Below are 24,889 nucleotides of genomic sequence, written 5' to 3' on the forward strand. Positions count from 1 at the left end.
CGGGGTAGGGAGTGCTGGATTTCGCTGCGCCCCAAGTGCTTTGCGTGCGCCGCGCGGCGCGCCGGCAGGTACACGATTCCGCTACACTGGCCCGGTCCACTACTGCTAGAGATCGAGTGGGTGGCTCCACCGGAGACGTTGGAAGCGGGCGAATCCGCGGTCGGCACTGATCCAGGTCGCGTTGTTCTCAAGCGCATAGGCGGCGAGATAGGCGTCGGTGATGTCGTTGCCGCGCGCGTCGATGTCTCCCGCAAGCCGGCGAAACAGCGGCCAATGGCGCTCGCCGGGGCGAAGCTGTACGGCGGCAGGGGCCGTTAGCAGCGCGTCGATGGCCTGCCATACCTCCGGCGAGCTGGTCGGCTTGTTGAAAATCCGACGGGCGGTCATTACTCGCGCGAAGCCGCTGAGGACGGCGTCGGGCAGGCCAAGCGGTTCATCCTCGTTGGCGAGCCGCTCCAGTAACGGCCGGTACTTCGCATGCTCAGGAAGGTCCGCCCGGTGCGCATAGACGAGGACATTCACGTCAACGCAGAGCATCGAACGGCACGCCCTCGTCCATCGCCTCCGCGATCGCAGCGTTAGAGGTGAGATCCACGCCGGGGCGAAGTCCTCCCGCTCCCGTCGGCCGGACCGTGTACCTACGCCCGGACGCGCGGTCCGCCGGGTTGAGGCCGCGTCGGACCGCGTCCTCGAGGACGGCGGCCACGGTCCGTCCCGAGCGGGCGGCCCTCGCCTTCACCTCGCGGTACAGGTCGTCGTCGATGCGGATCGTCGTCCTCACGTTGGCATCTTAGCATCAGTGTCTGATGTTAAGACGCGTCGAGGAGGCATCAACACCTGAAGCGAGCACGCAAGGTCAGCGCAAGTAATTAAGTAGTAGTCCTGCCGAGTTCCGCGGCGGCCGAATGCGCTCAGGGCACAACCGTTGGATGGCGTACGAGACTAGGTAGTTCCCAAGCCCTTCGGTGCCGGCGTTTTCCGCACGCGTCGATGCGCGACCGCCTGGCGCGCGAGGGAATCGGCGGAGGTCCGTGATCGTGGTGGCCAGGGGCGGGATCGAACCGCCGACCTTCCGCTTTTCAGGTGGATGGAACGGCCGCTGGCCTGCGGTTTAATGACTCCCATACGTCAAATACGCCGCGCTGAGCGCGTCTGACGCAGGCTGCTCGTCCGGCGATCGGACACAGACCGGACACGGTGACAGCACTCCCGACAAGGGACCCTTCATCGCCCGTCACTCAGTGATGCGCGCTGGGGGCTCCCGGGGAGCAGGTACCCGATGCCCGGCATCACGAGGTCGAGCGCGCATTCAACGAGCTCGATTGCGGAGCGACTCACCCTTCGGCCGGACACAACCCGAACGGCCAGCCGGAACACGGACGGAGCGGCGGACGCCGGTAGACCGCGAGTGCCCGAGGCCGGCAAGGCCGCAGGGCGCGAGAGCGGTAGCGGTCGGTCGGACGGCGGGAGCGGCGTAGACCGTGTTCCGGCTGGGACCAACGGGCTTGTTATATGCGCCAAAAGTGTCCGCGACACCGTCGACGGCATTGTTGATGCGGAACTGTCGGCCTCGGATGCCTTGGGGCTGCGGTTCCCGAGGCCCAACATGGTGGCCTCGGCAGCGGCGCTGTTCGAACCGGCCGAACCATGGGCGCATGGACGGGACCGGCTGGATGTCGAACCTGAGTGCGGGCGATTCCGGATCACGATCGGCCCGGGCGTCGTCCGTCTCGGCTGGACCAATCCCGTTCGCGCGGAGAAGGCATCTGAGCGGACCGTGGGCCAGCACATGCAGGACGTAGCGGGCGAGGTAGACCGCATAAAGGCCGGTCGTGATGTGCCTGACCCGTCGGGCCGTGCGATCACCGAATGGTCCCGCAAGTCGCGTGCGGCGATGTGCCGCACCTTCGCCGAGCTGGACTACACGCCGATGGTGGAAAGCGGACGGGTACCCGCGATGGTCACGCTGACCTACCCCGGCGACTGGGAATCGGTCGCACCCGATGGAGCCAGCGTAAAGCGACATATGATGCTGTGGCGCAAACGATTTCAGCGCGAATGGGGTGAACCAGCGCGCTACATCTGGAAGATGGAATTTCAACGCCGCGGCGCACCACACATTCACCTATGGATGGCTCCCCCGTATACCGTCGGTCGATCAGGCCGTAGGTTCAGCGAATGGTTGTCGCAGGAATGGGCGGAAGTCGTCGCCCATCCCGACCCTGAACAACGCACACGCCACTTGCGCGCCGGTACGGCTATCGACAGCCTCAACGGATTGCGTGCTTGCGACCCCAAACGCTTGGCGATCTACTTCACGAAGCACTCATCACCGAATAGATTGGGCGACAAGGAATACCAGCACATCGTTCCGGAGGCCTGGCGGCGGCCGGGCCGCGGACCGGGTCGCTTTTGGGGGGTCCACGGGTTGGAACGAGCAACCGCAGTCGTTGAGATCGCCCAGGACGCATACCTGACGGCCCGAAGGATCATCCGTCGGTGGTCTCGCTCACAGGCCATTCATAGCGATTGCACCCACTGCTTCCCCACCGCACTCGTTCCGCGAATGACCCGCGTCGCAGTTCAACGAACAAACTCCAAGACTGGCAAAGTACGCCACCGCAACGTCTGTCGGAGGCGACTTCTCTGCCGCCAAGGCGGCTTCGCGGGTGGCTACGCCCTTGTGAACGACGGACCAGCGTTCGCATCCCAGCTCGCGGCAGCGTTATCGGCGGATCGGGCGAAGGCGGTGCGCGACGAACAACTCGCGGGCCGTAAGTGATCTAACGCAATTCACCTCTGACCGTCGCATTGCAGCAACCGGCTACATACGCTTAGCACGTGACCATCGAACTGTCGCCGCGCCTGCCGGATGGTGAGCGGCCGAGGAATCATCAGGAATTGGCCGCTGAGCAGATGGACCTGGACAACGTGATCAACGAGCTACTCCTGCGGCTGGAGGATCATAAATATCGTTGGGAGCTTTATGAATTCGGACTTTCCGACACTGAAGAGCGACGTCAGGTGCACACAGTCATTGAGCAGCTGCGGCTGGCGGTGCATACGGGTGGGCCAGCCGTACTTCATCCGCTGCGTCACGCGCTGTCTGTAGCTCACTCCGACGACCCCGCGTCGCCTGGATGCTCCGGATAGTCCGAGTCGCGGGCCATGCTCAGCTGCGCACTACCGTCCACGCGGTGCGGGGGACGGCTAGCGCGGTCGTAAACCGACAAAAACGAGGTCGTGAATTGTTCTGGCAATTCGATCTTCGTCGAGCGCATCGTCAAGCACTAGGTAGGTCAGTGCGCTGGTCGTGACGGCACCGAATAGCGCGATCGCGGCAACTGCTGGGTTGTCGAGGGTCACGAGTGAGCCGTCGCCGGCGCCAGCGCGAAGTAACGTCTCGACGGGTGCGAAGTATGCGGCGCTGATCATGTCGGCGATGACGGGCATGCGGGCGGCGCGGCCCAGTTCCCCGATGAGAGCGCGGCAGACGGCGGGTCTCTGTGCCATCACGCGCAGCTGGGCACTGATGACTGCGTGCAGGCGCTGAGCGGCGGAGCCTTCTGCCTCCACGACTGCGGCGACCTCGTGCGCGACTTGCTGTAGGACGTCTTCGAGGAGGAAGGCGAGTATTTCCTCTTTGCCGGCGAAGTAGTAGTAAAGGGTGGCCTTGGCGATGCCGGTGGTGGCGGCGACGTCTTCGATCTTGGTGTCGTTGAGCCCGCGGTCTGCGAAAAGTGCCGCCGCCGGCGGCAGGCGGTCGGCAATTTTTCGCGGAACCTCGCGCATTGACGCTCCTCTCGGTTGGACTTACAGTCTAAACTACTGGATTAGACAGCCGTATAATTAGATTCACAGCGGTAGGAGCTCAGATGACGACGGTGCAACTTCGCTACGACCCGTTCGATGCGACGATTCAGGACGATCTCTACCCCATCTACCGGCAGCTGCGCGACAAAGCCCCGCTGTATCGCGCAGCCGATTCCAACACGTGGGTTTTCAGTCGCCACGAAGATGTCGTCAGCGCGCTGCTTGACCATCACACCTACTCATCCGTGGACGGCATATTTCCAACTCCACCGGGCTCAGATTTCCACGCATCGTTCTTGCCCATGATGATTTTGATGGATCCCCCGCGACACGATCAGCTGCGCGCGTTGGTAAGCAAGGCGTTCACCCCGCGGCGCATCGCGGCGTTAAGTAGTGGGATTGAGGACCTGGCGGAGGATTTATCAGATTGCCTTGACCGGGGCGCAGGGTCGGTTGACTTTGCCGCCGACTTTGCCGCCGTCCTGCCGGCCATGGTGATCGCTGATTTGCTCGGCATTCCTCGCGAGGACCGCGCACAGTTTCGGCAGTGGTCAACCACGATGGTCCAGTCCAATCCGGCGCGCGGTGAGATGGGCGAGGGGCTGGCCGCGGCTGCGGCCGTCTATGCCTACTTCACCGACTTCCTCGCCGAGCGTCGACGCGAACCGCGCGGCGACTTGATGTCGGCCTTGGTGTCCGCCGAGATCGACGGAAAGCGTCTTACTGACGAGGACCTCCTTGGCTTTTGCCTGTTGCTGCTCATCGCAGGCCATGAGACCACCTCGAACCTGCTCAGCAACGCCGCAGTAGTGCTTGCGAGCGATCCCGACATTCGCCGACGACTAGTCGCCGATGACAACTTGCTTGGTCCCGCAGTTGAGGAGCTCCTCCGGTATGACTCACCGGTGCAAGGACTTTCACGAACTCTGACCCGCGACGTCACGCTGCATGGCGTCACGATGTCCGTCGGTGATTCAGTGCTGCTGTTGTTCGGCTCGGCTAACCGTGACGAACGAGTGTTTGCTGATCCCGACGTGTTCGATATCGGGCGCAAACCCGAACATCAAGTGGCGTTCGGCCGAGGTATCCACTTCTGTCTCGGTGCGTCATTAGCGCGGATGGAGGCCCGGATAGCGTTGCGCGCCCTGCTGGCCCGAGTGCCCAACTGGGAAGTCGACCTAGAGAACGCGCAGCGCCTGCGGTCGGGCCTCATCCGGGGCTATATGTCTTTGCCTATCTCGTGGTCGGCAAATTAGCCGAACTGCGCGTCAGGCAGAGCGGCTGGGGCGGCGCCATTCCCGCGGAGCGGGATCACTACGATGCGGGCTCGTCGACCTTGCGGCGGTGCGCGGCGAGGAAGTCATCGACGATGCGCTCACAGTCTTGACGATCGATGGCACGCAGCCCGGTGAGGCGCGCGAAGGCGACCGGCCCCACGAGTTGGCACAGGATCAGCTCGGGGTCGAATTCATCGAGGTCGGCGCAGGCTTCGGGGCTTTGCAAAAGTAGATCGAACGGCTGGCGATACTGCTCGATGATCCGGGTCCGCAGCGCGTGCCGATCGTAGGTCTCCTGAGTGCTGTTTGATGTTGGGCCAAGCGCGACCCAAGCCAGTGTGGTGACGTGCAGCGGCGCCTCCTGGAACAGCGTGGCCTGTCGGCTCAACAGTTCGATGAGTTGGTCGCGCAACGATCCCGTCGCCGGCGGAAGGTGAACCTGCGGCAGCAGCCGTTCAAATGTGGCGGCCAGTAGTTGAGTGGAGCTGCTGAAGTGGCGATAGAGGGTCGTGCGCGCAACTTTAGAGGCCTTGGTGACCGCGTCTATGGTGACGGCTTCAATCCCGCCGGCGCTGAGGAGTTTGGTGGCTGCATCTAATAGCCGGGTCCGGGAGCGCACCAGGCGCGGATCGACATCGTCGTCGACCGGCATGTCAAAACCGTCGCGCTCCATATGGTCACCGTAAACCCTACGCATACCTGGCCCGCACCGAATCGCATCTGCATTGGCGATTGATCCAGCCACTACCCAACTAACGCTACTGTTGGTAGCATAGCGCTACCAATAGTACAGTTATTCGTAGGGGTTTGTGCGTAGTAGGGGGATTCGTGATCAGGCAACGGCTCGAACAACCCGTGGTCCAAAAGGCCACCAATGCACGGCTGGCATGTCGGTTCATGAGGCCATCCCACGAACCCTCCCAACTTGTGCGGCAGGGACTCGCACACGCCGAGGATGGCGTTCTGCGATGAATGCGCTGCTTGCGCTAACCAGGACCCAAGTGTGGATGAGTGCGGCTCGCGGTTTCAGGCTCAGCGGCCGCACCATTACCAGTGACATCCACCGAACGCCGCCGGACCAAGACCGCGTTCGTCCTCGGCATTACCCGCCTCGCTACTGCTCATACCTGGACGACAATTTGATGAACCGGGAAATGTACAACCACGTGCACGACGATCCCACCAGGCTAACTTCCCGGCTGGCTTTTCGTCTGCGGCGTTCATGAACCTTTCAGAATTTCGGCGACGGTGCGTCGTCACGGTCAATCAACCTGCGCGCCGAGGGGCACGTCGCGCCAGGCGCGAAATGCTGGTCCGTCGCCTGCGGGGTGCTCTCGGGCCAATCCAGGTGAGTAGTGCGGTAGCGGTCGACGGGTGCACGCCTGTCGCGGTTTCGGCGACGAAGCGAAAGGGTACTAGCGGTACTGTTCCGACACCGTTAGTTTCTTTTGGGATAACGGAGGTGGGGGATGGCGGACAACGGGTGGGTTTCCTCGGGGGTGGCGACGCTGAGTCGCCCAGTTCGGGAGCAACTTCGCAAGGTCGCGGCGGGCGAGGGCGCATACAGTGATCGACTAGCTCGCCTGGCGGGGTTCAGCATCCGACATAAGGTGCTGGTCATCGGGGCGTGGGTGGTGACCGCCGGCGTCCTGGCGATGCTGTTCCCCCAGCTGGAAACCGTTGTGAAACAGCAGTCGGTGAATCTGGTCCCCCCTGATGCTCCATCGCTGCAGACGGTTGACCGGATGGGCACGGCATTCGGCGAGCAGGGGTCCAAGACCACCGTCTTTGTTGCATTCGAGGACCCGACGGGCCTGACTGCGCCGGTGCGTCAGCGCTACAAAACGATGGTTTCGCGGTTGCGTGCCGACTCCCAGCACGTGCGACTGGTTCAGGATCTGTTAGCCGACCCCGTTACTGCGGGTCAGGCGATGAGCCAGGATGGCAAGGCGTGGTATGTGCCGGTCGGGGTAGCTGGCACGCTCGGCGATCCTAGAGCGGCGGAATCCGTTCGGGCGGTGCGCGCTATTGTCGCCGAGTCGTTTAGCGGTACGTCCACGATCGTTCGTGTAACCGGACCTCCCGCGACATTCAGCGATCTAATCGATTCGGCTGAGCAGGATTTGATTGGCATCTCCATCGTGACAGCCGGTCTGATCGCGGTGATTTTGCTGGTCATCTATCGGTCACTAGTTACCGCGTTGCTGCCATTGCTCGTGATCGGTGTGAGCCTGGCGGTCGGGCGCGGGGTGCTCTCGGCGCTGGGCGAATCAGGAATGCCGGTGTCGCAATTCACGATTGCGTTCATGACTGCCATCTTGTTGGGTGCCGGCACCGATTATTCCGTGTTTCTGATCAGCCGGTATCACGAGCAGCGCCGCCAGATGATTTCGGCTGACCTGGCTGTGATTAACGCAACCGCCACCATCGGGCGGGTGATCATGGCTTCCGCCGCGACTGTGGCGTTTGCGTTTCTATCCTTGGTCTTTGCGAAGCTGAGCGTATTTAGCGCATTAGGCCCGGCGTGCGCGATCGCTGTCTTTGTCGGAGTCGCAGCTACAGTAACGTTGTTTCCTCCGGTATTGGCGCTTGCCGCGAAACATGGCATTGGCGAACCCAAAGCTGACCGCACGCGCCGATACTGGAACTGGATCGCCGTGGCCGTGGTCCGCCGACCCGCCCCACTGCTGGCCGCCAGCCTGGCACTTGTATTAGGCCTCGCGGCTGTCGCGCTGACTATGCACATCAGCTACGACGATCGGCAAGGACAGCCGGCGACGACCACCAGCAATGAGGGCTATCGCTTGCTGGATAGGCATTTCCGCAAAGATATCGTCATCACACAGTTCATGGTCGTCGAATCACCCACAGATATGCGCACCAGTAAAGGCCTAGCCGACCTAGATGAAATGGCGTCTCGAGTGTCGCAATTGCCGGGCGTCACCAAGGTTTCCGGTGTCACTCGGCCCACCGGTGCACGCCTCGATCAGGCACAGCTCTCGTGGCAAAACGGCCAGATCGGCAACAAGATGGCCGGCGCGGTCGCCAAGGGAGACGCCCATAAGGACGACCTGGCCAAACTCACCAGTGGCGCCGACCAACTCGCCGGCGGCCTGGCGCAACTTGACACCACCCTGCGCACGGCATTGACACCGCTGACCGCGGTCCTTACCCAAGCCCAGTCCAGCGGATCGCAATTTCAACACTTTCGCCCTCTGCTGCAGCAACTTTCGGCTACCACACCAACCATCGATCAAGCGATCCGAACCGGGCCGGGACTGCGTCAAGAAGCTCAACAAGCCCAAAACGCGATCGCCACGATCGATCCGCTGGTTGGTGCGCTCAACACCTCCCCGTGGTGTGCCACCACACCCGAGTGTGCCCAGATCCGCGATCAGGTGCAGATTCTGGTGACCTTGCGCGATGGCGGCTTTTTCAGCCAGCTCGCCAACCTGGGCGACATGTACCAGCCGGGCAGCGACAATGCGGCGGGCACCGTAGCAGATCTGCAGAGCACGGTCACCTCGCTGAACAAGGCTTTCGGAGCACTCGGCGATCCCGCCGACATGGCCGGCAATATCCGCCGCCTCCAAAACGGCATCAGCCAGCTCGCGTCGGGTGCACAAGCCCTGGCCACCGGCGTGCACACCCTTGCCGACAGCAACATCGAAATGTTGTCCGGCATGAGTCAGGTCGCCACCCAATTACAAAATTCCGCGCGGTCCAGCGCCGGTTCGGACAACGCCAGCGGCTTTTACCTGCCCGCCAACACCTTCGAGAATCGCCAGTTCGCCGATGTGGCAAAACATTTTATGTCGGCCGATGGCAAGACCGCCCGCTTCGCGATCGAATCGAGCTACAACCCCTACAGCAGCCAAGCGATGGATCTCGCTCAGAAAATCACCGAAGTTGCCGGGGCCGCACGCCCGAACACCTCCCTGGCCAACGCCACGATATCGATGGCCGGTTTCCCCGCCGTCAACTCCGATATTCAGCGCCTGCTGTCGGCCGACTTTCATCTGCTGGCGATCGCCACGCTCGTCATCGTCGGAGTGATCCTTGTCCTTCTCCTGCGTGCCTTGCTGGCCCCGCTCTACCTCCTCGGTACGGTCGTACTCAACTATGGCGCGGCACTGGGCATTGGGACGCTCGTCTTCCAATACGGCCTGGGTAAGGAAATCGCCTGGCCCGTACCGCTTGTGGCGTTCATCATCCTGGTCGCCGTCGGCGCCGACTACAACATGCTGCTGATCTCGCGGTTACGCGAAGAATCCGCTCACAACATTCGCGTCGGCGTGCTACGCACGGTCGCAAACACCGGTTCAGTCATCACCTCAGCCGGGCTCATCTTCGCCGCGAGTATGTTCGGCCTGATGGTCGGCTCTGTCGGAATCATGATCCAAGTCGGATTCATCGTCGGCTGCGGCCTACTACTCGACACCTTCGTCGTTCGCACCCTCACGGTGCCCGCGATCGCTACGCTCCTGCGCGAGGCCAGCTGGTGGCCGCAACGGAAATCCTCGACTCACAACGGCCGACCACACCGGACCACATGACAATTGGCCGAGAGCGCATCCGCACCAGCGACGGGATCACTCTCGTGGCCGATTGCTACCGGCACGCCGCGACTCACCCCGTCGTGTTGCTGCTCCATGGCGGCGGCCAGAACCGTCACGCGTGGGCCACCACCGCCCGTCGACTCTATTCCCACGGCTACACCGTCGTCGCCTACGACACACGAGGTCACGGCGACAGCGACTGGGACCCGAGCGGACAATATGACATCGAACGGTTTGTGTCCGATCTGATCTCGGTACGAGGACACGTCAGCGCCGACAGTCCCCCCGCCGTCGTCGGCGCGTCGCTGGGTGGGCTGATCATCCTCGCTACCCATCTGCTGGCCCCACCCGACCTCTGGGCAGCCGTTGTCCTGGTCGACATCACCCCGCGAATGGAATTTCATGGGGCCCGTCGCATCCTGTCATTCATGGCCGGACACCCCGACGGATTCGGCACGCTCAATGATGCCGCCGATGTCATCGCCGAATACAACCCACGCCGCGCGCGACCCGAAAATCTCGACGGCCTGCACAAGGTTCTGCGCCAACGTAGCGATGGCCGATGGATCTGGCGCTGGGACCCGGCCTTCATCAGCTCCAACTTCGATGTCCTCCAAGGCAATCTCATGACGGGCAGCGAGGAGTTCGACGCCATCAGCGGATTCCTCGCCGAAGGAGCACGTCGAATCACGGCCCCAACGCTGTTGGTACGCGGGGCACTTTCAGACGTAGTCTCCCAGGAAACCGTCAGCGAATTCCGCCAGCTCGTCAGGCACGCCGAAACGACGGACGTCACCGGCACCGGTCACATGGTTGCCGGCGACAACAACGACGCGTTCACCGCCGCGGTTACCGACTTCCTCGACCGCGCCATGAGGACCCTGACATAAGCATCCAGCGAGTCTTCAGCCACCCGGGCTACTGATGTGCCATGGCTTTGGGTTGTGTTGCGTCTGAGTCATTCTCGTCGACAGGAAGGTCGTGCCGAATCGCTCGGACGCGACCTCGCGGCAGACACGCCACGTATCCGTGACACTTGCCATAGAGTTCCCACGAGGTCGCCGCTACATCCGGGTCGACGTCGATGCGGTGGCCGGGGGAGAAACAGAGATGTAAGGCCCCGTCGTCGTCGCACCAGGCGCGCGTGCAGATCGCTCCGGCAAGGTCCAACAGTGGCCGCTCCTCGGGCGAAAGGTTGATGGGGTCGATCAACACTTCATCCGACGGCCAGGCTCCTGCCGGCGGGAGGGTCAGTCGCAGCGGTCGGGAAATCACCAATTCGTTGTAACCGTCGAGGTCGAGTATGAGCCCTTCGTGCAGCGAGACTCGCTGAACGGTGCATTGCTCAATCCATTGCGTGTGCATAACCGCCCCCTTCGACGCGTCGGTGAGTCCCATCTATGCTACCGATAGTAGCGCAACGATACTATTAGTATTCCTATGCGCTATCGCGGGCGTTCCATGCATCAAGAATGCGCTGCAAACCTCGATCAATGCGCTCGCGCGCCTCCCCTGCCGTGCGGCTCTGGTGTGGCTGCGGTCGGTTGACCTGCCGTATGCATGCAGTCGTCGGAATGCGAACACTACGGACCGATCTGAGTTGTCATCCCCAAGTGCGACCATCCCAATATGGCGATCACCATCCCATCCGGCCGGCCCAACTGGCGCTTCATGCGCTACGTTCGGCCGCCGACGAGAGACTCGAAGTTGGAGCCTCTGTACCCATTGAGGCCGGCAACGCGCCCGGTGCGGCTGGGCATTGATGTCGGGACCATCGCGGAGCCGCCGGAGGAGGGCTACATCACCGGGTTCCTGACGCGCGACGAGATCGAGGTGCACCTATTGATCCCGGCGGCAACGGAAGCTCCGAGCGGGTGGACCGAGTTGCTCGATGAACCGCCTTGCCACACCGTCAATTTCACGAACGTAGCTGACGCAGGCAAGTTCTGCGACGCGGCCGAGTTCTCCGTCAGCACCGCTCGTGGCGAGAGCTACCGTGCCTGGTCCAAGGCTCGGTTCTTCGCCGCGTACCAGCAGCTCGATGAGCACGATGCGCCGGACGGCCTCCCCCCGTTGACGCTCGATCAGCGACATCGTGCAGCTGCCTATGCTGCCGCCGCCGGGGCTGTTGGCATCGATGCCATCGTCACCACCGCCCCCACTGCGGGACGAACAGATGTCGCCGACAACGATGTGGTCGTCAGCGTGACACCCGACGCGGCTGTACCACTCATCGGTCACTACTTGCGGGTGACTAGCAATCCGGTTGTGACGGTCGAGCGCGGCATGTTGGTGGGTGGCGGAAGCTGGGAGACGACGGAGTCGACTGCGACCATCGTCAATCTTTACGACTGGGGCACGGTCAGCGGATTGCCATACTTCGATGCCGCTTCAATGTTTGCGGCTGCCGCTAAAGGTGGACCTGAGGCCGCAGAGGCATTCACGTCGGTTCGCATCCGCCTGAGACGTGCAGCGCGCGCGTTCGACGATCTGCTGGCCGCGCTGTCGAACCCGCTGGACGGGAAGCGGAACGAAGATGTTGCCGAGGCTACCGCTGAAGCTTTTGACCGTGAATTACTCTATCTTGCAGCAGTTTTCGATATTTTCGGGCGTGCTTACCAAGCGATGGTCGACCCGTCAGTTGATCGGAAAAAGGCTCGGGGATCACTCGACTCGCGGACCTTCATCGACAAGGAAGTGCGAACGCAGTACGACCAGTCACTTTTGGGTGACGTGACGCGCCTGCGGGTGTATGCGTGGCTCTGCAAGCAGTTGAGGAATCACATCCACGATGGCGTTCTTGCCGTCGACACCCACCCTGGCCGCAGCTACGGCAACACGATGAACGTGGCGCTGAATCTCAGTGTGATTCCCGAGTTAGCCCTCGGTGCCGACAATGAGATGACTCAGCACCACTACGACGCGCTGGGAGTGTGGCAGACCGAACCTGTTTCGCCCTTTACCGGTTCGTCAATGGTGGCCGACCTTGCGACAACCGGTTTCACCCTCATCCGAGCGGCGCTCGAGTACATCGAAGCGTTCACGAAACTTATCGTCCGGAACAAACCGGCGAATGCGCCGTCGTCTAGTGCGTTCCTGGGATGCGTGCAGGCTCGTCCGGGCGAGGTCGAGCCAGCGCCCCCAAAGCGAGCAGTGTTCTATCAAGCACTGTTCGGATTACATCCGGACAGCGTGTAGTGGACCCCTAGCAGCCCGACACGAGGTTGACGCCGTCATGGACCCGCGAATGAGTTTCTTCGTCGAACGCGTCCAGTACACGCACCGCGAATGCAGGATTCATCGCTGACTGAACTTCCTCCCTTGTCATCCAACGAACCTCGCGGGCTTCCGCAGTGGGGTGAGTGTCCCCATCGGCCGGATGGCAGCGGTAGACCAGAGCGACAATCCCATGGGTCAGGTTCTTGTAAACGCCGGTGAGACGTTCTACCTTCACCGTCAATCCGGTTTCCTCAAGGACTTCGCGCCGAACACCGTCCTCAAAAGATTCGCCTAGTTCGAGTACACCACCAGGGGCTTCCCAGTGGCCGTTGTCGTCCCGCCTGATCACGAGAACGCGATCATCGTCACGCACTACGATGCCGGCGACACTGACCGAGTGCTTAGGCGAGGTTGCCATTTCTGGGGTCCTCCTTGTTCGATGCCGGCAGAAGAGACACGGGTTGACTGGCTTCCTAGACTAGTCGTCTAGACATGTGATGGAAGGCCAGCGGGTGCTGCAACTTGGACAAATCGACAGAGCCGATGACAAGCCGCCATATCGGCAGATCGCGGGCATGTTGCGAGAAGCGATCCGTTCCAACCGGCTAGCTCCCGGGGAACGACTGCCGTCTGAGACGGAACTTATCGAGCATTTCGGTGTGGCACGCATGACGGTAAGACAAGCTGTGCAGGAGCTTCGTTCCGAGGGACTGGTCGTCTCGCAGCATGGCCGCGGGGTGTTTATTCGCCCGACGCCCCCCATCCGCCGGCTCGCGTCGGATCGATTCGCGCGACAGCATCGCGCGGCAGGCAAGGCGGCGTTTACCGTCGAGGCCGAGAAATCGGGTTACTCGCCGCAAGTCGACAATATTGCGGTGAGCCGCGAGAAGCCGAATTCGTTTGTAGCGGAACGACTTCGATTATCACCGGACGATGACATCGTCGTGCGATCGCGCCGCTACCTGGCGAATGGCCGACCGGTTGAAACGGCGGTCTCCTTCATCCCGGCTGCTTTCGCCGAAGGCACGAGGATCGAGCAGGTGGACACTGGGCCCGGGGGCATCTACGCCCGACTGGAAGAGAATGGCCACGTACTCGGTCACTTCACCGAGGAGGTCGCAGCCCGAATGCCCACTCCCGAAGAACGGCGGCAACTGGAACTCGAACCAGGCGTTCCCGTATTGACAGTGCTGCGAACCGCATATGACGCGAATGACGTGGCGGTTGAGGTCTGCGACACGGTGAAAGTTGCTTCCGCCTACCTGCTCGAATACGAGTTCCCGGCCCGCTGAGCCCAAAGTCTTCGATCAACTGGGCGTCGACCGTTGCACTCCTCTAGACGACTATGTAACCTCAACTTGTCTAGAGCAGTTCTCATGAAAGGTCGACAAATGTCTGTGCCGAAATGGCTCAAGGTGTCACACCAGCAGGTTTTCCCACGCAAAGCGTTTGTGGTGTCCGACGTGACGGCGGTGATCGATTACGAGCGGTCGACGAAGGACAACAAGGTCCAGGCGACTGATCGAGAATCAGGCGCTCCGTTGTGGCAGGTCGAAGTCCTCGACGGCGACCCGACAGCTAGTAAGCGAGCGCGCACTCTCACCGTCAAGTTCGCAACGCCCAAGCAGCCTGTGTGCCCACCGAACACTGCCGGAATGCCCTTCACACCAGTGATTTTCGAGGAACTATACATATTGCCGTACGTAGACCGTTCGAGCGAATCCGGCCGCATCGCGTGGTCGTTTCGGGCCTCGGGTATGACTGCGGACACCGGCAAGGCGGGGTCCTCAGCGGGAGACCGGGTGTCAGCATGAGTCCGTACGACCCCGTAGTACCTAGCGATCCGTATTCGATTCCAGATCCCGACGCCGGCATCGACTTCTTTGACCTCACGCACCTGCTGGCGGTCGGCGCCATGTGGCTCATTGCGGTGATCGGCGTGGTCGCCGTTTCGCTCGTCGTTTGGAGAGTGCGTTCCCCCGCCACATTTGGGCGTTATGTTGCAACACCAGCATGTCGGGCCCGATGGCTGATCTGGGCATCGATCTCCTGGCCACGGGTTGCCAAGGCCTGCGGGTTGTCGACTCCCGAGCACGTCACACGCACGGACGCACAGGGCAAGAGCAGGACGAGGACAGTTTGGACTCATCCTCGCCTTCTCGGGGTGAGCATGTTCGGCGACTGCCTACGGATGACAGTCCGAACACGGACCGGCCAGACGGTGGACGACCTCGAAAACGCGGTCCCCGCAATTCGTGACGCTGTCGGGGCGCATTCCGCCCGCTCGACACTGATCGGCCCCGGCACGGTTCGCGTGGAATTCGTTATGAAACAATGCCTTTCAGAGGCAGAGACCGCTGCATTCCCAACCAGCGTCGAGCCGACGGGCGTCGAGGTCGGCCGGCGTGAGAATGGGTCGGCATGGACTCTGCGCGTCGCCGGCCTGCACACCCTCACTGTTGGGTGCTCGGGTGCGGGCAAGGGCTCCGTTTTTTGGGGCATTGCAGGCGGATTAGGCCCAGCCATCAAGGCGGGAACCGTGCGGCTGTTCGCCGTGGATCTCAAGTACGGGATCGAAGTGTCAGTCGGGTCTGCACTATTCAGCGGCATTGCGACGACCGAGGCCAACGCCGCGAGACTGCTGACCAACTTGGAGGAGCTACTAGACAGCCGCGGTCGCAGGATGGCCGGCCGAGCGCGTTCGCACACACCGAGCACCGCCGAACCGCTCGTCGTGCTGCTCATCGATGAATTCGCGGGCTTGACCGCATACATGACGGACGCGGCACTGAGGAAGCAAGTTGCGGGCTCACTCTCACGCATCCTGACAAAGGGTAGGGCTGTAGGCATCGTGGTCGCCGCATTCATGCAGGACCCTCGCAAGGAGATTCTGCCCATGCGCGGGTTGTTCACCCAAACCGTCGCACTGCGGCTGCGCTCACGCGACGAAGTCGCCATGGTCTTGGGTGACGGCCTCGCCGACGCCGCCCCCGCGCATCGGATCAACCCAAATGAGCCTGGTACCGGATACGTCATCGCCGAAGACGGGTCAACGATGCGAGTACGCGCCGACTTCTGGCCCGATTCGCTAATCCGTTCTGTCGCACAAGAATACGGGCCTACAAGCTCAAGTCGCGCTGGTTCAGCAGAGAACTGAGGACATCGGCATGACAACCCTCGGCATCAAAACCAGCGCCACCGCGACAGCGACCTTTCCAGAGCTTCTAACAGCGGAGCAGGTGGCCGAGCTGCTTGGCGTGTCCGCTGCGACGGTGAGTCGATGGGGCGCATTGCGCGAACACGGCGCAGACGTGGGACCGCCCTGCTACACGCTATCTGATCGCGTAAGACGTTGGGACGCAGCTGAAGTCCGCGCATGGCTTCGTAAGGTGCGTCGCTAAGTGGCCGGATCGGTCCCGCGCGGTATCCGAAAGCGGATCAATTCGGCCGGTCTGCCGCGCTATCAAGTGCGCTACCTGGTGCGTGATTCAGACTCCCCGTCGGGATGGGCTGAGACGTCGTCGACGTTCGCCACCTTGCGAGAAGCGCGGGCATTCAAGGCCGACCGGGATGGCGAAGCGGCGATCGGCGCCAGACGCTTCGACCCCCGACTTGGCCGGGCCAAACTCGCCGCTGTCTGGACGCAATACAGCGCGTTGAAACGCCCCGCAGTGTCGCCCAAGACCTGGAGCGGCTACACCCAGCATTGGGAACTACGCATCAGTCCGCGTTTCGGCCACGTCCCGGTTGATGAAATCAGCCGAAAGGATATACAGCAATTCATCGATTCCATGACCGTCGGTCCCTGGGCCAAACTCGCCACGCTGCGGCTGCTGCGGTCGATTCTCGACATGGCGCGCGAGGACGGTCGAATCCACAGCAACCCGGCTGACGGGGTGTCATCCGGGCGGATACCCACCCGAGAACGCCACCGCTATCTGACCGCCACCGAAGTCGCCGCCCTGGCAGCCGCATGCGGCGACCACGGCGACGTGGTGATCATCCTCGCCTTCACCGGCCTGCGCTGGTCCGAACTCGTCGGCCTGCGGGTCGGCGACATCGACCTAACTGCGCGTCGGCTCTATGTCCGCCAGGCCGCGCCAGAAGTGGAAGGCCGGATCATCGTCGGGCCGCCAAAAACTCGCGCCGCCGCCCGAACCGTCCCACTCCCCCAAATCGTCATCGACGCGCTCAAACCAAGGATCGATAATCGCGCGCCCACAGAACATGCAATCACCTCGCCAAATGGCGGGTTCCTCAGATCAAACAACTGGCGCCGGCATACCGACTGGAACGAAGCCCTAAAGAAAACCGGACTGGTGCCGCTGACGATTCACGACCTGCGCCACACCTACGCCAGCCTGGCCCGGGCCTCCGGCGCCGACCTCCGCTACGTCCAGAAGACGATGGGGCACTCGACGCCGACCGTCACCGCGAACATCTACAGCGACCTCTATTCAGACGAACTCGACCACGTAGCCACGAATCTCGACCGGCTTCAGGACGTCGCCAAAAACCGGGCGAACGGACAGGAACCGGACACACCGAACCATCCATAGAGTGCCATCACCGCGTCCGTGCAGCTCAAGACTGGTGGCCAGGGGCGGGATCGAACCGCCGACCTTCCGCTTTTCAGGCGGACGCTCATACCGACTGAGCTACCTGGCCGGAAGGCAGCTAGTGCCTCGCCGCGCTGGCGACCCTGACGGGACTCGAACCCGCGACCTCCGCCGTGACAGGGCGGCGCGCTAACCAACTGCGCCACAGGGCCTTGCTGCTGCTCCGCGTCACCGCGTCGCACGTACCCCCTACGGGATTCGAACCCGCGTTACCGCCTTGAAAGGGCGGCGTCCTAGGCCGTCTAGACGAAGGGGGCCAGAACCGAATCTCTCCGGGGGCACTCGCAACGCAGTTACCGTTGGGAGCCACGCCAGCTTAGGTTACCGCGGGCAGAATCCTCAAACGAGCGCCGTTCGAGCGCCGTTCGAGGGCCGTTTCGAACCCAGTATCCTGATTCTTCGCGGCCCCTATAGCTCAGTTGGTAGAGCTACGGACTTTTAATCCGCAGGTCCTAGGTTCGAGTCCTAGTGGGGGCACCGAAAGCCGCGTGACCTGAGGAAATCGGGCGCCGGCGGCGGTGGAAGGGCACCCGACGCGGCCGGGGTGTAGCCGACGACCCGCTTGGCTATGCTTCGCAGGATGAGCGGCGATGCGGCCTACCCAAACGCCCCCGTAGCCCTGGTAACCATGGAAATCCGTCACCCCGCAACGGATTCCCTGACCGAGTCGTCGAGCAAAGAGCTGAGGAATCTGCTCTTCGAATACCTGCCGATCGAACGTCAGGCCCAGGACATGGCGTGGGCGATGGGCGCCGGTGGAAGCCCGACACCCACCGCGGAGCGGTTCGCCCGTTTCGTCAACCGCGACAACACGCTCGCCGCCTCGATGAAGACCCAGGCGCTGGTCGTCGAGACCACCGCCTACACCAGCTTCGAGTCGCTGGTCGACGTCACAATGCGGGTCATGGACGCCCGCTCCCAGGTCTCGTCGATCGTGGGCGTGGAGCGCATCGGCCTGCGCTACGTCCTCGAAGTCCGGGTCCCCGTGGGCGCGGACGGCCGCATCGAGTGGGCAAACTGGATCGCCGAGCCGCTGCTGGGGCCCCAGCACGTCGCACCCGGCGGCCTGACATTGACCGAGTGGCAGGGCGCCGCGGTCTACCGCGAAGCGCAACCGGGCAAGTCGATCATCGTGCGCTACGGGCCGGGCCTGGGTCAGGCGCTTGACCCGAATTACCACCTGCGCCGGACGATACCGGTGCAGCCCGGGCCGTTTTTCCTGCTGGACATCGACAGCTTTTGGACGCCGGTCGGCTCGATACCCGAGTACAACCGGGACGCGGTGCTGGGCACCTTTCAGGACCTCTACGAACCGGCCCGGGCCGTGTTTCAGGAGATGCTCGTCGGGCGCCCGCAGGACGACCTGCTCCGCTCCTAAGGGCTGAGTTCCGCGCCTGTGTACGTCACGTCGGCGAACGCCGCGGCGACGTCGTCGTCGGGATAGGTGAAGCCGTTGGCCGCGTGCAGCTCCCTGACCGTCTGGGTCGAGGTCTGCCACCCGCGCCGGTTCAGGTGGTCGATGATGTGGCTGCGCTGGCCGTGATAGACGAGCTCGTTGAAGTCGATTTCGAACCCGAGCTCACTCATCCGGTCATGGTGGGCGCGCCACCGCTCGTCGGCGAAAACGGCTGTGTCAGGCACGAATTCGAATGCGAGCCGGCTGCCGGGAGCGCTCAGCGCGGTGATGTTGTCGAACAGCGCGTCCTGGGCGTCATCCGGCAGGTACAACAGCAATCCCTCGGCGCTCCAGGCCGCGGGCGCCTGCGGGTCGTATCCCGCCGCCTGCAGCGCGGCGGCCCAGTCGTCGCGCAAATCGACGGCAACGGTGCGTCGCTCGGCGGTCGGCTCGGCGCCGAGATCGCCCAGCGTCAGCGTCTTGAACTCGATCACCTCCGGCATGTCGACCTCGTAGACGACCGTGCCCGCCGGCCAGGGCAGCCGGTAGGCGCGCGCGTCGAGACCCGCCGCCAGGATCACCGCCTGCCCGACGCCCCCTCGCGCCGCGTCCAGAAAGAACCGGTCGTAGAACCTGGTGCGGCAGGCCATTCCCCGGGCCATTCGTTGCGGATCGAACTCGGAATCCCCGCCCACCGGGATCTGGCCGTTCACCAACCGGACGTAGACGTCGATGCCGACCGCCCGCACCAACGGCGCCGCGTACGGGTCGTCGATGTACTTCGCGTCGGAGGACAGCGCCCGCTGGGCGGCGACCATGGTCGCCGTCGCCCCGACGCTCGTCGCGAGGTCCCAACGATCGCTATCGGTGCGCGCCATGCATTCCCTCATCCCGAAGCTCAAACAATATAGACAGTCTAGTTAACACGATGCTTCCGGCCCGTCCGGGACTACCCTGCGAGCTGTGACCGACTTCGCGCAGCGAACGATCGACCTGGCCCGCCAGAACGTCGCCGAGGGCGGTCGTCCGTTCGCGACGGTGATCGTCAACGACGGCCGCGTTCTCGCCGAGAGCGCCAACAAGGCGGCCCAGACCAACGACCCGACCGCCCACGCGGAAATCCTGGCCATCCGGGAGGCGTGCACGAAGCTGGGCACCGAGCACCTGGTCGACGCCACCATCTACGTGCTGGCTCACCCGTGCCCGATGTGCCTGGGCTCCCTGTACTACTGCTCGCCCAAGGAGGTCGTCTTCCTGACCACCCGCGAGTCCTACGAGCCGTACTACCTCGATGACCGCAAATACTTCGAGGTCTCGTCGTTCTACGACGAGTTCGCCAAGAGTTGGGACCAGCGGCGCCTGCCGATGCGCTACGAACCCCGGGACGGCGCGGTGGAGGTCTACCGGTTGTGGAACGAGCGCAACGGCGGCCAGGCCCGGTCCACGGTCGTCCCGACGACCTGAATCAGGCCCACCGCCGTTCCGGCTACCATCTGCGTATGCATGCAGGTAATGGTGAAGACCGGTTGCCGGACGACCAGGCCGGCCTGGTGGTCGAGGTCTTCCGGATGCTGGCCGACGCCACCCGCGTGCAGGTGCTCTGGTCGCTGACGCATCGCGAGATGTCGGTCAACGAACTCGCCGAGCACGTGGGCAAGCCGGCGCCGTCGGTCTCCCAGCACCTCGCGAAGCTGCGGATGGCACGTCTGGTGCGCACCCGTCGCGAGGGCACCACCATCTTCTACAGCCTGGAGAACGACCACATCCGCCAGCTCGTCATCGATGCAGTCTTCAACGCCGAGCACGCCGGTCCCGGGGTTCCGCGCCATCACCGCGGTGACGGTGACCTGAAGGCGGTCGGCGCGAAAGGCCGGTAATCACAACGCATTCCACGCGCACGGGTTGCTCGCAAACGTAAGCTCAGGAGACCGCCGGGCAGTAGTGCTTCGGGTCGTCGCGCTCGTCCACCGGCGGAAGGTTACGCGCGGGCGTCTGCACCAACGGGGCGTCGGACGGGATTCTGCCCGCGGCGCGGTCCCAGCCGGCGCGGGCCCGCGGGTGCTTTCGGAATCGGCTGGGCACCACGGCGAAAACCAGGCGAACGAGGTCGCCGAAGCGGCGGTGCAGCCATTCGTCGCGGCGTGACCAGCGGTAGCCCATCAGCTCGCGCACCGGCGGATCGTAGAGGCCGACGGTGAGCCACACGAAGAACGGCGCCAGCAATTTGCGTTGCGCGGCCCACATCCAGTCCGGAACCCATTGGGCGAACGGCGGTTTGGGCAGCTCGGTCAGGTCGAGCACGGCGCGTGCCGCCTCGTTGTTCTCCAACACGTTGCGGCACATGTGGTCCCAGTAGGCCTGGAATTCCTCCCAGGAGGCCGGCACCGGCCGCATGCTCATGCCGTACATCCGGTACCACTCGATGTGCTCGTCGAACAGCCGGCGCTTTTGCGCCTCGGTCAGGCCGCCGCAGAACCGTTCGGCCACATGGATCGTGCCGACGAAGAAGGTGGCGTGCGCCCAGTAGAAGACGTCGGGGTTCAGGGCGTGGTAGCGGCGACCCTGATCGTCGACCCCCTTGATGTTGGTGTGGTAGTCGCGGACCTCGCCGCCGGTGACCGGCGCGCGTTCGCCGTCGAAAACGACGCCGCCGATCGGGTACAGCGAGCGCAGCAGCCGGGGCCAGCGCTCCCGGAAGAAGGTCGAGTGATCGATCACCGCCGCGCCCAGTTGCGGGTGCATGTTCTGCATCGACCCCGCCCAGGGGCCCTGCAGCATGCCGCGCCAGTCCCCGAAGTACCGCCAGGTCAGGGAGTCGGGCCCGAGCGGCGTCGGCGGCGCGTCGTAGCCGAGCGGCGACACCGGGCAGCCGGCGGCCACGCCGCCCTGCGTGCTCGGGCCGCTAATGGCTGCGGCGCTGGTCAGCGGGCAGGCTGCGGACGTATGTTGAGTCACTGTCACGGATTCCCCGGTATCGGTAATTCTGACTACATGCGTTGTCAGTTTTCAGCTTAGGAGGCATGTGCAGTCCGGTCAACGCCGGGGCCGCTGGACCGGCGTCCCCCTCGAGAGTCGCCTCGCCCTCCGCCGCGACAACCTCATCGACGCCGGCGTGCAGTTGCTGGGCAGTGACCGTGGGCCCGCGCTGACCGTCCGGGCGGTGTGCCGCAAGGCCGCGCTGACGGAACGCTACTTCTACGAAAGCTTTTCCGACCGTGACGAATTCGTGCGCGCCGTCTACGACGACGTGTGCACCCGGGCGATGGACGCCCTCACTTCGGCGAAGACACCCCGCGAAGCCGTCGAGCAATTCGTCGAGCTGATGGTCGACGACCCGGTGCGCGGCCGGGTGCTGCTGCTGGCGCCGGCGGTGGAGCCGATACTGACCCGGTCCGGCGCGGAGTGGATGCCCAATTTCATCGAGCTGTTGCAGCGCAAGCTTTCGCGAATCGGCGATCCCGTGCTGCAGAAAATGATTGCGACGAGCCTGGTCGGCGGCCTGTCGAGCCTGTTCACCGCCTACCTCAACGGTCAGCTCGGGGCCAGCCGCAAGGAATTCATCGACTACTGCGTCAACTTGCTGTTCAACACCGCGGCCCCCTATGTCCGCTCGCCTGAGCTGCGGCAATCCGAGTGACGGTTTTCTTCCTGGGCGGCTCGGGAAACCGCCGACGTGCGGCGAGGGAACTTGTTGCTACTGGGGTACACAGATATATTGGTGCAACCATCAGACACAGATAACTGGAGGACCTATGTCAGCCGAGCTGACAAACCTACAGCTGTTGCAGGAACTTGAACCGGTCGTCGAGAAGTACCTGAACCGGCACGAAAGCATGCACAAGAACTGGAACCCGCACGACTACATCCCGTGGTCGGACGGCAAGAACTTCTACGCGCTGGGCGGGCAGGATTGGGAACCCGGGCAGTCCAAGCTGTCCGACGTCGCCCAGGTGGCGATGGTGCAGAACCTGATGACCGAGGACAACCTGCCCTCGTATCACCGCGAGATCGCAATGAACTTCGGCCTGGACGGCGCCTGGGGCCAGTGGGTCAACCGCTGGACCGCCGAGGAGAACCGGCACGGGATCGCGCTGCGCGACTACCTGGTGGTGACCCGCGCGGTCGACCCTTACGAATTGGAGAAGTTGCGCATCGAGGTGGTGAACCGCGGCTTCAGCCCCGGCCAGAACCACCAGGTTCGCGAGGACCTGTTCGCCGAGAGCCTGTTCGACTCGATCACGTACGTCACGTTCCAGGAGTTGGCCACCCGGATCTCGCACCGCAACACCGGTAGAGCCTGTAACGAGACGATCGCCGACCAGATGTTGGCCAAGATCTCGGCCGACGAGAACCTGCACATGATCTTCTACCGCGATGTCACCGAGGCCGGCTTTGCGATCGCGCCCAACCAGGCGATGAAGTCGCTGCACAAGGTGCTGCGCAACTTCCAGATGCCCGGCTACCAGGTGCCCGAATTCCGGCGCAAGGCCGTGATGATCGCCGTCGGCGGCGTGTACGACCCGCGCATCCACCTCGACGAGGTCGTCATGCCGGTGCTCAAGAAGTGGCGCATCTTCGAGCGCGACGACTTCACCGGTGAGGCCGCCGCCCTGCGCGACGACCTCGCCCTGCTGATCAAGGAGCTCGAGACCACCTGCGACAAGTTCGAGATCTCCAAGCGGCGCCAGCTCGAGCGGGAGGAACGCACGGGCAAGAAGACCACCGCGTTCGAGCTGCACCAGACGGCGGGCACGCTGACGATGAGCCGCCGCTAATCCGGCCTTGCGCATAGGTCCGATCACCCTCGCCAGCCCGGTGGTGCTGGCGCCGATGGCGGGCGTGACCAACGTCGCGTTCCGCACGCTGTGCCGTGAACTGGAGCAGTCGAAGGTCGGCACCGTCAGCGGGCTGTACGTCTGCGAGATGGTGACCGCGCGTGCGCTCGTCGAGCGCCATCCGGTCACCATGCACATGACGACGTTCTCCCCGGACGAGTCGCCACGCTCGCTGCAGCTCTACGCCGTCGACCCGGCCACCACCTACGCGGCCGCCAAGATGATCGCCGACGAGGGCCGGGCCGACCACATCGACATGAACTTCGGCTGCCCGGTGCCCAAGGTGACCAAGCGCGGCGGGGGCGCGGCGCTGCCGTTCAAGCGGCGGTTGTTCGGCCGGATCGTCGCCGCGGCGGTGCGCGCCACCGAGGGCACCGAGATCCCAGTGACGGTCAAGTTCCGCATCGGCATCGACGACGACCACCACACCCACCTGGACGCCGGCCGCATCGCCGAAGCCGAGGGCGCCGCGGCGGTGGCGCTGCACGCCCGCACGGCGGCGCAGCGCTACTCGGGCAGCGCCGACTGGGAGCAGATCGCCCTGCTCAAGGAGCAGGTGACGACGATTCCGGTGCTGGGCAACGGCGACATCTACGACGCCAGCGACGCGCTGGCCATGATGGCCAGCACCGGGTGCGACGGCGTCGTGATCGGCCGCGGCTGCCTGGGCCGGCCCTGGCTGTTCGCCGAGTTGTCGGCCGCGTTCACCGGCAGCGCGCCGCCCACCCCGCCCACCCTGGGCGAGGTCGCCGACATCGTGCGGCGCCACGGCGAGCTGCTGGCCGCGCATTTCGGCGAGGACAAGGGCATGCGCGACATCCGCAAGCACATCGCCTGGTACCTGCACGGTTTCCCCGCGGGCTCCGAGCTGCGCCGGGCGCTGGCCATGGTCGCCACGCTCGACGAGCTCGACCGCCTGCTGGACCGGCTCGACGGCGCCGTTCCGTTCCCGGACGCGGCGACGGGACCTCGCGGCCGGCAGGGCTCGCCCGCCCGGGTGGCGCTGCCCGACGGTTGGCTGAGCGACCCCGACGACTGCACCGTGCCGGCCGGGGCGGACGTCATGCACTCCGGCGGCTGAGCCGACGCGGTCTCGGCATCGCGTCCGGCGCGATAACTCAGTACGATGTGGGCCTTGTTGCATTGCGCTCGGCGGCGGATCGGTTCACCC

General features: G+C 63.8%; 25 protein-coding genes and 5 tRNA genes. 18 read left to right on the forward strand and 12 right to left on the reverse strand.

The window, feature by feature from the left end:
• Positions 1-105 precede the first annotated feature (105 nt).
• From AC5Y6X_RS03520 to AC5Y6X_RS03530, 3 genes are all read right to left on the reverse strand, one after another.
• Positions 106-537 (reverse strand): type II toxin-antitoxin system VapC family toxin, encoded by a 432-nt coding sequence (locus tag AC5Y6X_RS03520; protein WP_324673760.1) that lies wholly within the window; start codon positions 535-537, stop codon positions 106-108.
• Complete coding sequence (locus tag AC5Y6X_RS03525) at positions 524-781, reverse strand: ribbon-helix-helix protein, CopG family (RefSeq protein ID WP_324673759.1); 258 nt, start codon at positions 779-781, stop codon at positions 524-526. The genes AC5Y6X_RS03520 and AC5Y6X_RS03525 overlap by 14 nt, the downstream gene beginning before the upstream one ends.
• A 257-nt stretch (positions 782-1,038) precedes the next feature.
• A tRNA-Phe gene (locus AC5Y6X_RS03530) sits at positions 1,039-1,106 on the reverse strand.
• Between the two features lie 302 nt (positions 1,107-1,408).
• On the opposite strand from AC5Y6X_RS03530, the gene AC5Y6X_RS03535 reads away from it, so the two are divergent.
• Positions 1,409-2,782 carry a rolling circle replication-associated protein gene (locus AC5Y6X_RS03535; protein WP_224097131.1) on the forward strand — a complete coding sequence of 458 codons (1,374 nt, stop codon included), beginning with the start codon at positions 1,409-1,411 and terminating at the stop codon, positions 2,780-2,782.
• A 59-nt stretch (positions 2,783-2,841) separates the two neighbouring features.
• On the forward strand, positions 2,842-3,153 hold the full coding sequence (locus AC5Y6X_RS03540) for a hypothetical protein (protein WP_131806047.1): 312 nt from the start codon (positions 2,842-2,844) through the stop codon (positions 3,151-3,153).
• A 57-nt stretch (positions 3,154-3,210) separates the two neighbouring features.
• Here AC5Y6X_RS03540 and AC5Y6X_RS03545 read toward each other — a convergent pair whose 3' ends face one another.
• Positions 3,211-3,792: a TetR/AcrR family transcriptional regulator gene (locus AC5Y6X_RS03545; protein ID WP_014710943.1), complete on the reverse strand. Its 582-nt coding sequence runs from the start codon at positions 3,790-3,792 to the stop codon at positions 3,211-3,213.
• A gap of 83 nt (positions 3,793-3,875) precedes the next feature.
• On the opposite strand from AC5Y6X_RS03545, the gene AC5Y6X_RS03550 reads away from it, so the two are divergent.
• Positions 3,876-5,069, forward strand: a complete 1,194-nt coding sequence (locus AC5Y6X_RS03550) for a cytochrome P450 (RefSeq protein WP_014710942.1) — start codon at positions 3,876-3,878, stop codon at positions 5,067-5,069.
• Positions 5,070-5,127: 58 nt separating this feature from the next.
• Here the strand turns inward: AC5Y6X_RS03550 and AC5Y6X_RS03555 are convergent, their stop codons facing one another.
• Positions 5,128-5,763, reverse strand: coding sequence for a TetR/AcrR family transcriptional regulator (locus AC5Y6X_RS03555; protein WP_014710941.1), 636 nt, complete (start codon positions 5,761-5,763; stop codon positions 5,128-5,130).
• A 796-nt stretch (positions 5,764-6,559) separates the two neighbouring features.
• Between AC5Y6X_RS03555 and AC5Y6X_RS03560 the strand changes: the two genes are divergently transcribed.
• Together AC5Y6X_RS03560 and AC5Y6X_RS03565 are read left to right on the forward strand one after the other, a co-directional pair.
• The gene (locus AC5Y6X_RS03560) at positions 6,560-9,646 is read left to right on the forward strand and encodes an MMPL/RND family transporter (RefSeq protein WP_024636820.1); all 3,087 of its coding nucleotides are present in this window, start codon (positions 6,560-6,562) and stop codon (positions 9,644-9,646) included.
• Positions 9,643-10,539: an alpha/beta fold hydrolase gene (locus AC5Y6X_RS03565; protein ID WP_014710939.1), complete on the forward strand. Its 897-nt coding sequence runs from the start codon at positions 9,643-9,645 to the stop codon at positions 10,537-10,539. The genes AC5Y6X_RS03560 and AC5Y6X_RS03565 overlap by 4 nt, the downstream gene beginning before the upstream one ends.
• A gap of 28 nt (positions 10,540-10,567) precedes the next feature.
• On the opposite strand, the gene AC5Y6X_RS03570 is transcribed toward AC5Y6X_RS03565, so the two are convergent.
• Positions 10,568-11,014 carry a DUF6188 family protein gene (locus AC5Y6X_RS03570; RefSeq protein ID WP_014710938.1) on the reverse strand — a complete coding sequence of 149 codons (447 nt, stop codon included), beginning with the start codon at positions 11,012-11,014 and terminating at the stop codon, positions 10,568-10,570.
• A gap of 264 nt (positions 11,015-11,278) precedes the next feature.
• On the opposite strand from AC5Y6X_RS03570, the gene AC5Y6X_RS03575 reads away from it, so the two are divergent.
• Positions 11,279-12,847: a hypothetical protein gene (locus AC5Y6X_RS03575; RefSeq protein WP_224097130.1), complete on the forward strand. Its 1,569-nt coding sequence runs from the start codon at positions 11,279-11,281 to the stop codon at positions 12,845-12,847.
• A gap of 7 nt (positions 12,848-12,854) precedes the next feature.
• On the opposite strand, the gene AC5Y6X_RS03580 is transcribed toward AC5Y6X_RS03575, so the two are convergent.
• Complete coding sequence (locus tag AC5Y6X_RS03580; RefSeq protein WP_008263949.1) at positions 12,855-13,286, reverse strand: NUDIX hydrolase; 432 nt, start codon at positions 13,284-13,286, stop codon at positions 12,855-12,857.
• Between the two features lie 79 nt (positions 13,287-13,365).
• On the opposite strand from AC5Y6X_RS03580, the gene AC5Y6X_RS03585 reads away from it, so the two are divergent.
• The 5 genes from AC5Y6X_RS03585 to AC5Y6X_RS03605 all read left to right on the forward strand — a co-directional run bounded on the left by AC5Y6X_RS03585 (position 13,366) and on the right by AC5Y6X_RS03605 (position 17,427).
• Positions 13,366-14,160, forward strand: coding sequence for a GntR family transcriptional regulator (locus AC5Y6X_RS03585; RefSeq protein WP_020821582.1), 795 nt, complete (start codon positions 13,366-13,368; stop codon positions 14,158-14,160).
• Positions 14,161-14,259: 99 nt separating this feature from the next.
• On the forward strand, positions 14,260-14,682 hold the full coding sequence (locus AC5Y6X_RS03590; RefSeq protein ID WP_008263947.1) for a hypothetical protein: 423 nt from the start codon (positions 14,260-14,262) through the stop codon (positions 14,680-14,682).
• Positions 14,679-16,025 (forward strand): hypothetical protein, encoded by a 1,347-nt coding sequence (locus tag AC5Y6X_RS03595; RefSeq protein WP_020821580.1) that lies wholly within the window; start codon positions 14,679-14,681, stop codon positions 16,023-16,025. The genes AC5Y6X_RS03590 and AC5Y6X_RS03595 overlap by 4 nt, the downstream gene beginning before the upstream one ends.
• A 10-nt stretch (positions 16,026-16,035) precedes the next feature.
• Positions 16,036-16,269: a helix-turn-helix transcriptional regulator gene (locus tag AC5Y6X_RS03600; RefSeq protein ID WP_008263943.1), complete on the forward strand. Its 234-nt coding sequence runs from the start codon at positions 16,036-16,038 to the stop codon at positions 16,267-16,269.
• The gene (locus AC5Y6X_RS03605) at positions 16,270-17,427 is read left to right on the forward strand and encodes a tyrosine-type recombinase/integrase (RefSeq protein ID WP_008263933.1); all 1,158 of its coding nucleotides are present in this window, start codon (positions 16,270-16,272) and stop codon (positions 17,425-17,427) included.
• 32 nt (positions 17,428-17,459) lie between these two features.
• Here the strand turns inward: AC5Y6X_RS03605 and AC5Y6X_RS03610 are convergent.
• The 3 genes from AC5Y6X_RS03610 to AC5Y6X_RS03620 all read right to left on the reverse strand — a co-directional run bounded on the left by AC5Y6X_RS03610 (position 17,460) and on the right by AC5Y6X_RS03620 (position 17,744).
• Positions 17,460-17,536, reverse strand: a tRNA-Phe gene (locus AC5Y6X_RS03610).
• Positions 17,537-17,562: 26 nt separating this feature from the next.
• Positions 17,563-17,639: transfer RNA gene (locus AC5Y6X_RS03615), tRNA-Asp, on the reverse strand.
• 31 nt (positions 17,640-17,670) lie between these two features.
• Positions 17,671-17,744, reverse strand: a tRNA-Glu gene (locus AC5Y6X_RS03620).
• Positions 17,745-17,891: 147 nt separating this feature from the next.
• Between AC5Y6X_RS03620 and AC5Y6X_RS03625 the strand changes: the two genes are divergently transcribed.
• A tRNA-Lys gene (locus AC5Y6X_RS03625) sits at positions 17,892-17,964 on the forward strand.
• A 91-nt stretch (positions 17,965-18,055) separates the two neighbouring features.
• A complete protein-coding gene (locus tag AC5Y6X_RS03630) occupies positions 18,056-18,865 on the forward strand; it encodes a TIGR04255 family protein (protein WP_499984566.1) in 810 nt (269 codons plus the stop codon).
• Here the strand turns inward: AC5Y6X_RS03630 and AC5Y6X_RS03635 are convergent.
• Positions 18,862-19,761 (reverse strand): SAM-dependent methyltransferase, encoded by a 900-nt coding sequence (locus tag AC5Y6X_RS03635; protein WP_499984570.1) that lies wholly within the window; start codon positions 19,759-19,761, stop codon positions 18,862-18,864. The two genes, AC5Y6X_RS03630 and AC5Y6X_RS03635, sit on opposite strands and share 4 nt — an antisense overlap.
• Positions 19,762-19,846: 85 nt before the next feature.
• On the opposite strand from AC5Y6X_RS03635, the gene AC5Y6X_RS03640 reads away from it, so the two are divergent.
• Together AC5Y6X_RS03640 and AC5Y6X_RS03645 are read left to right on the forward strand one after the other, a co-directional pair.
• Complete coding sequence (locus tag AC5Y6X_RS03640) at positions 19,847-20,347, forward strand: nucleoside deaminase (RefSeq protein ID WP_499984572.1); 501 nt, start codon at positions 19,847-19,849, stop codon at positions 20,345-20,347.
• Positions 20,348-20,382: 35 nt separating this feature from the next.
• Positions 20,383-20,760 (forward strand): ArsR/SmtB family transcription factor, encoded by a 378-nt coding sequence (locus tag AC5Y6X_RS03645; RefSeq protein WP_499984575.1) that lies wholly within the window; start codon positions 20,383-20,385, stop codon positions 20,758-20,760.
• Positions 20,761-20,803: 43 nt separating this feature from the next.
• Here the strand turns inward: AC5Y6X_RS03645 and AC5Y6X_RS03650 are convergent, their stop codons facing one another.
• Positions 20,804-21,838 (reverse strand): oxygenase MpaB family protein, encoded by a 1,035-nt coding sequence (locus AC5Y6X_RS03650; protein ID WP_499985217.1) that lies wholly within the window; start codon positions 21,836-21,838, stop codon positions 20,804-20,806.
• 67 nt (positions 21,839-21,905) lie between these two features.
• Here AC5Y6X_RS03650 and AC5Y6X_RS03655 point away from each other — a divergent pair, with 67 nt between their 5' ends.
• The 3 genes from AC5Y6X_RS03655 to dusB all read left to right on the forward strand — a co-directional run bounded on the left by AC5Y6X_RS03655 (position 21,906) and on the right by dusB (position 24,799).
• Positions 21,906-22,520 carry a TetR/AcrR family transcriptional regulator gene (locus tag AC5Y6X_RS03655; RefSeq protein WP_499984578.1) on the forward strand — a complete coding sequence of 205 codons (615 nt, stop codon included), beginning with the start codon at positions 21,906-21,908 and terminating at the stop codon, positions 22,518-22,520.
• Between the two features lie 115 nt (positions 22,521-22,635).
• Complete coding sequence (locus tag AC5Y6X_RS03660) at positions 22,636-23,658, forward strand: acyl-ACP desaturase (RefSeq protein ID WP_324673725.1); 1,023 nt, start codon at positions 22,636-22,638, stop codon at positions 23,656-23,658.
• 7 nt (positions 23,659-23,665) lie between these two features.
• A complete protein-coding gene (gene dusB, locus AC5Y6X_RS03665; RefSeq protein ID WP_499984583.1) occupies positions 23,666-24,799 on the forward strand; it encodes a tRNA dihydrouridine synthase DusB in 1,134 nt (377 codons plus the stop codon).
• The last annotated feature ends 90 nt before the right edge of the window (positions 24,800-24,889 follow it).

The organism is Mycobacterium sp. NGS26 (assembly GCF_059813025.1).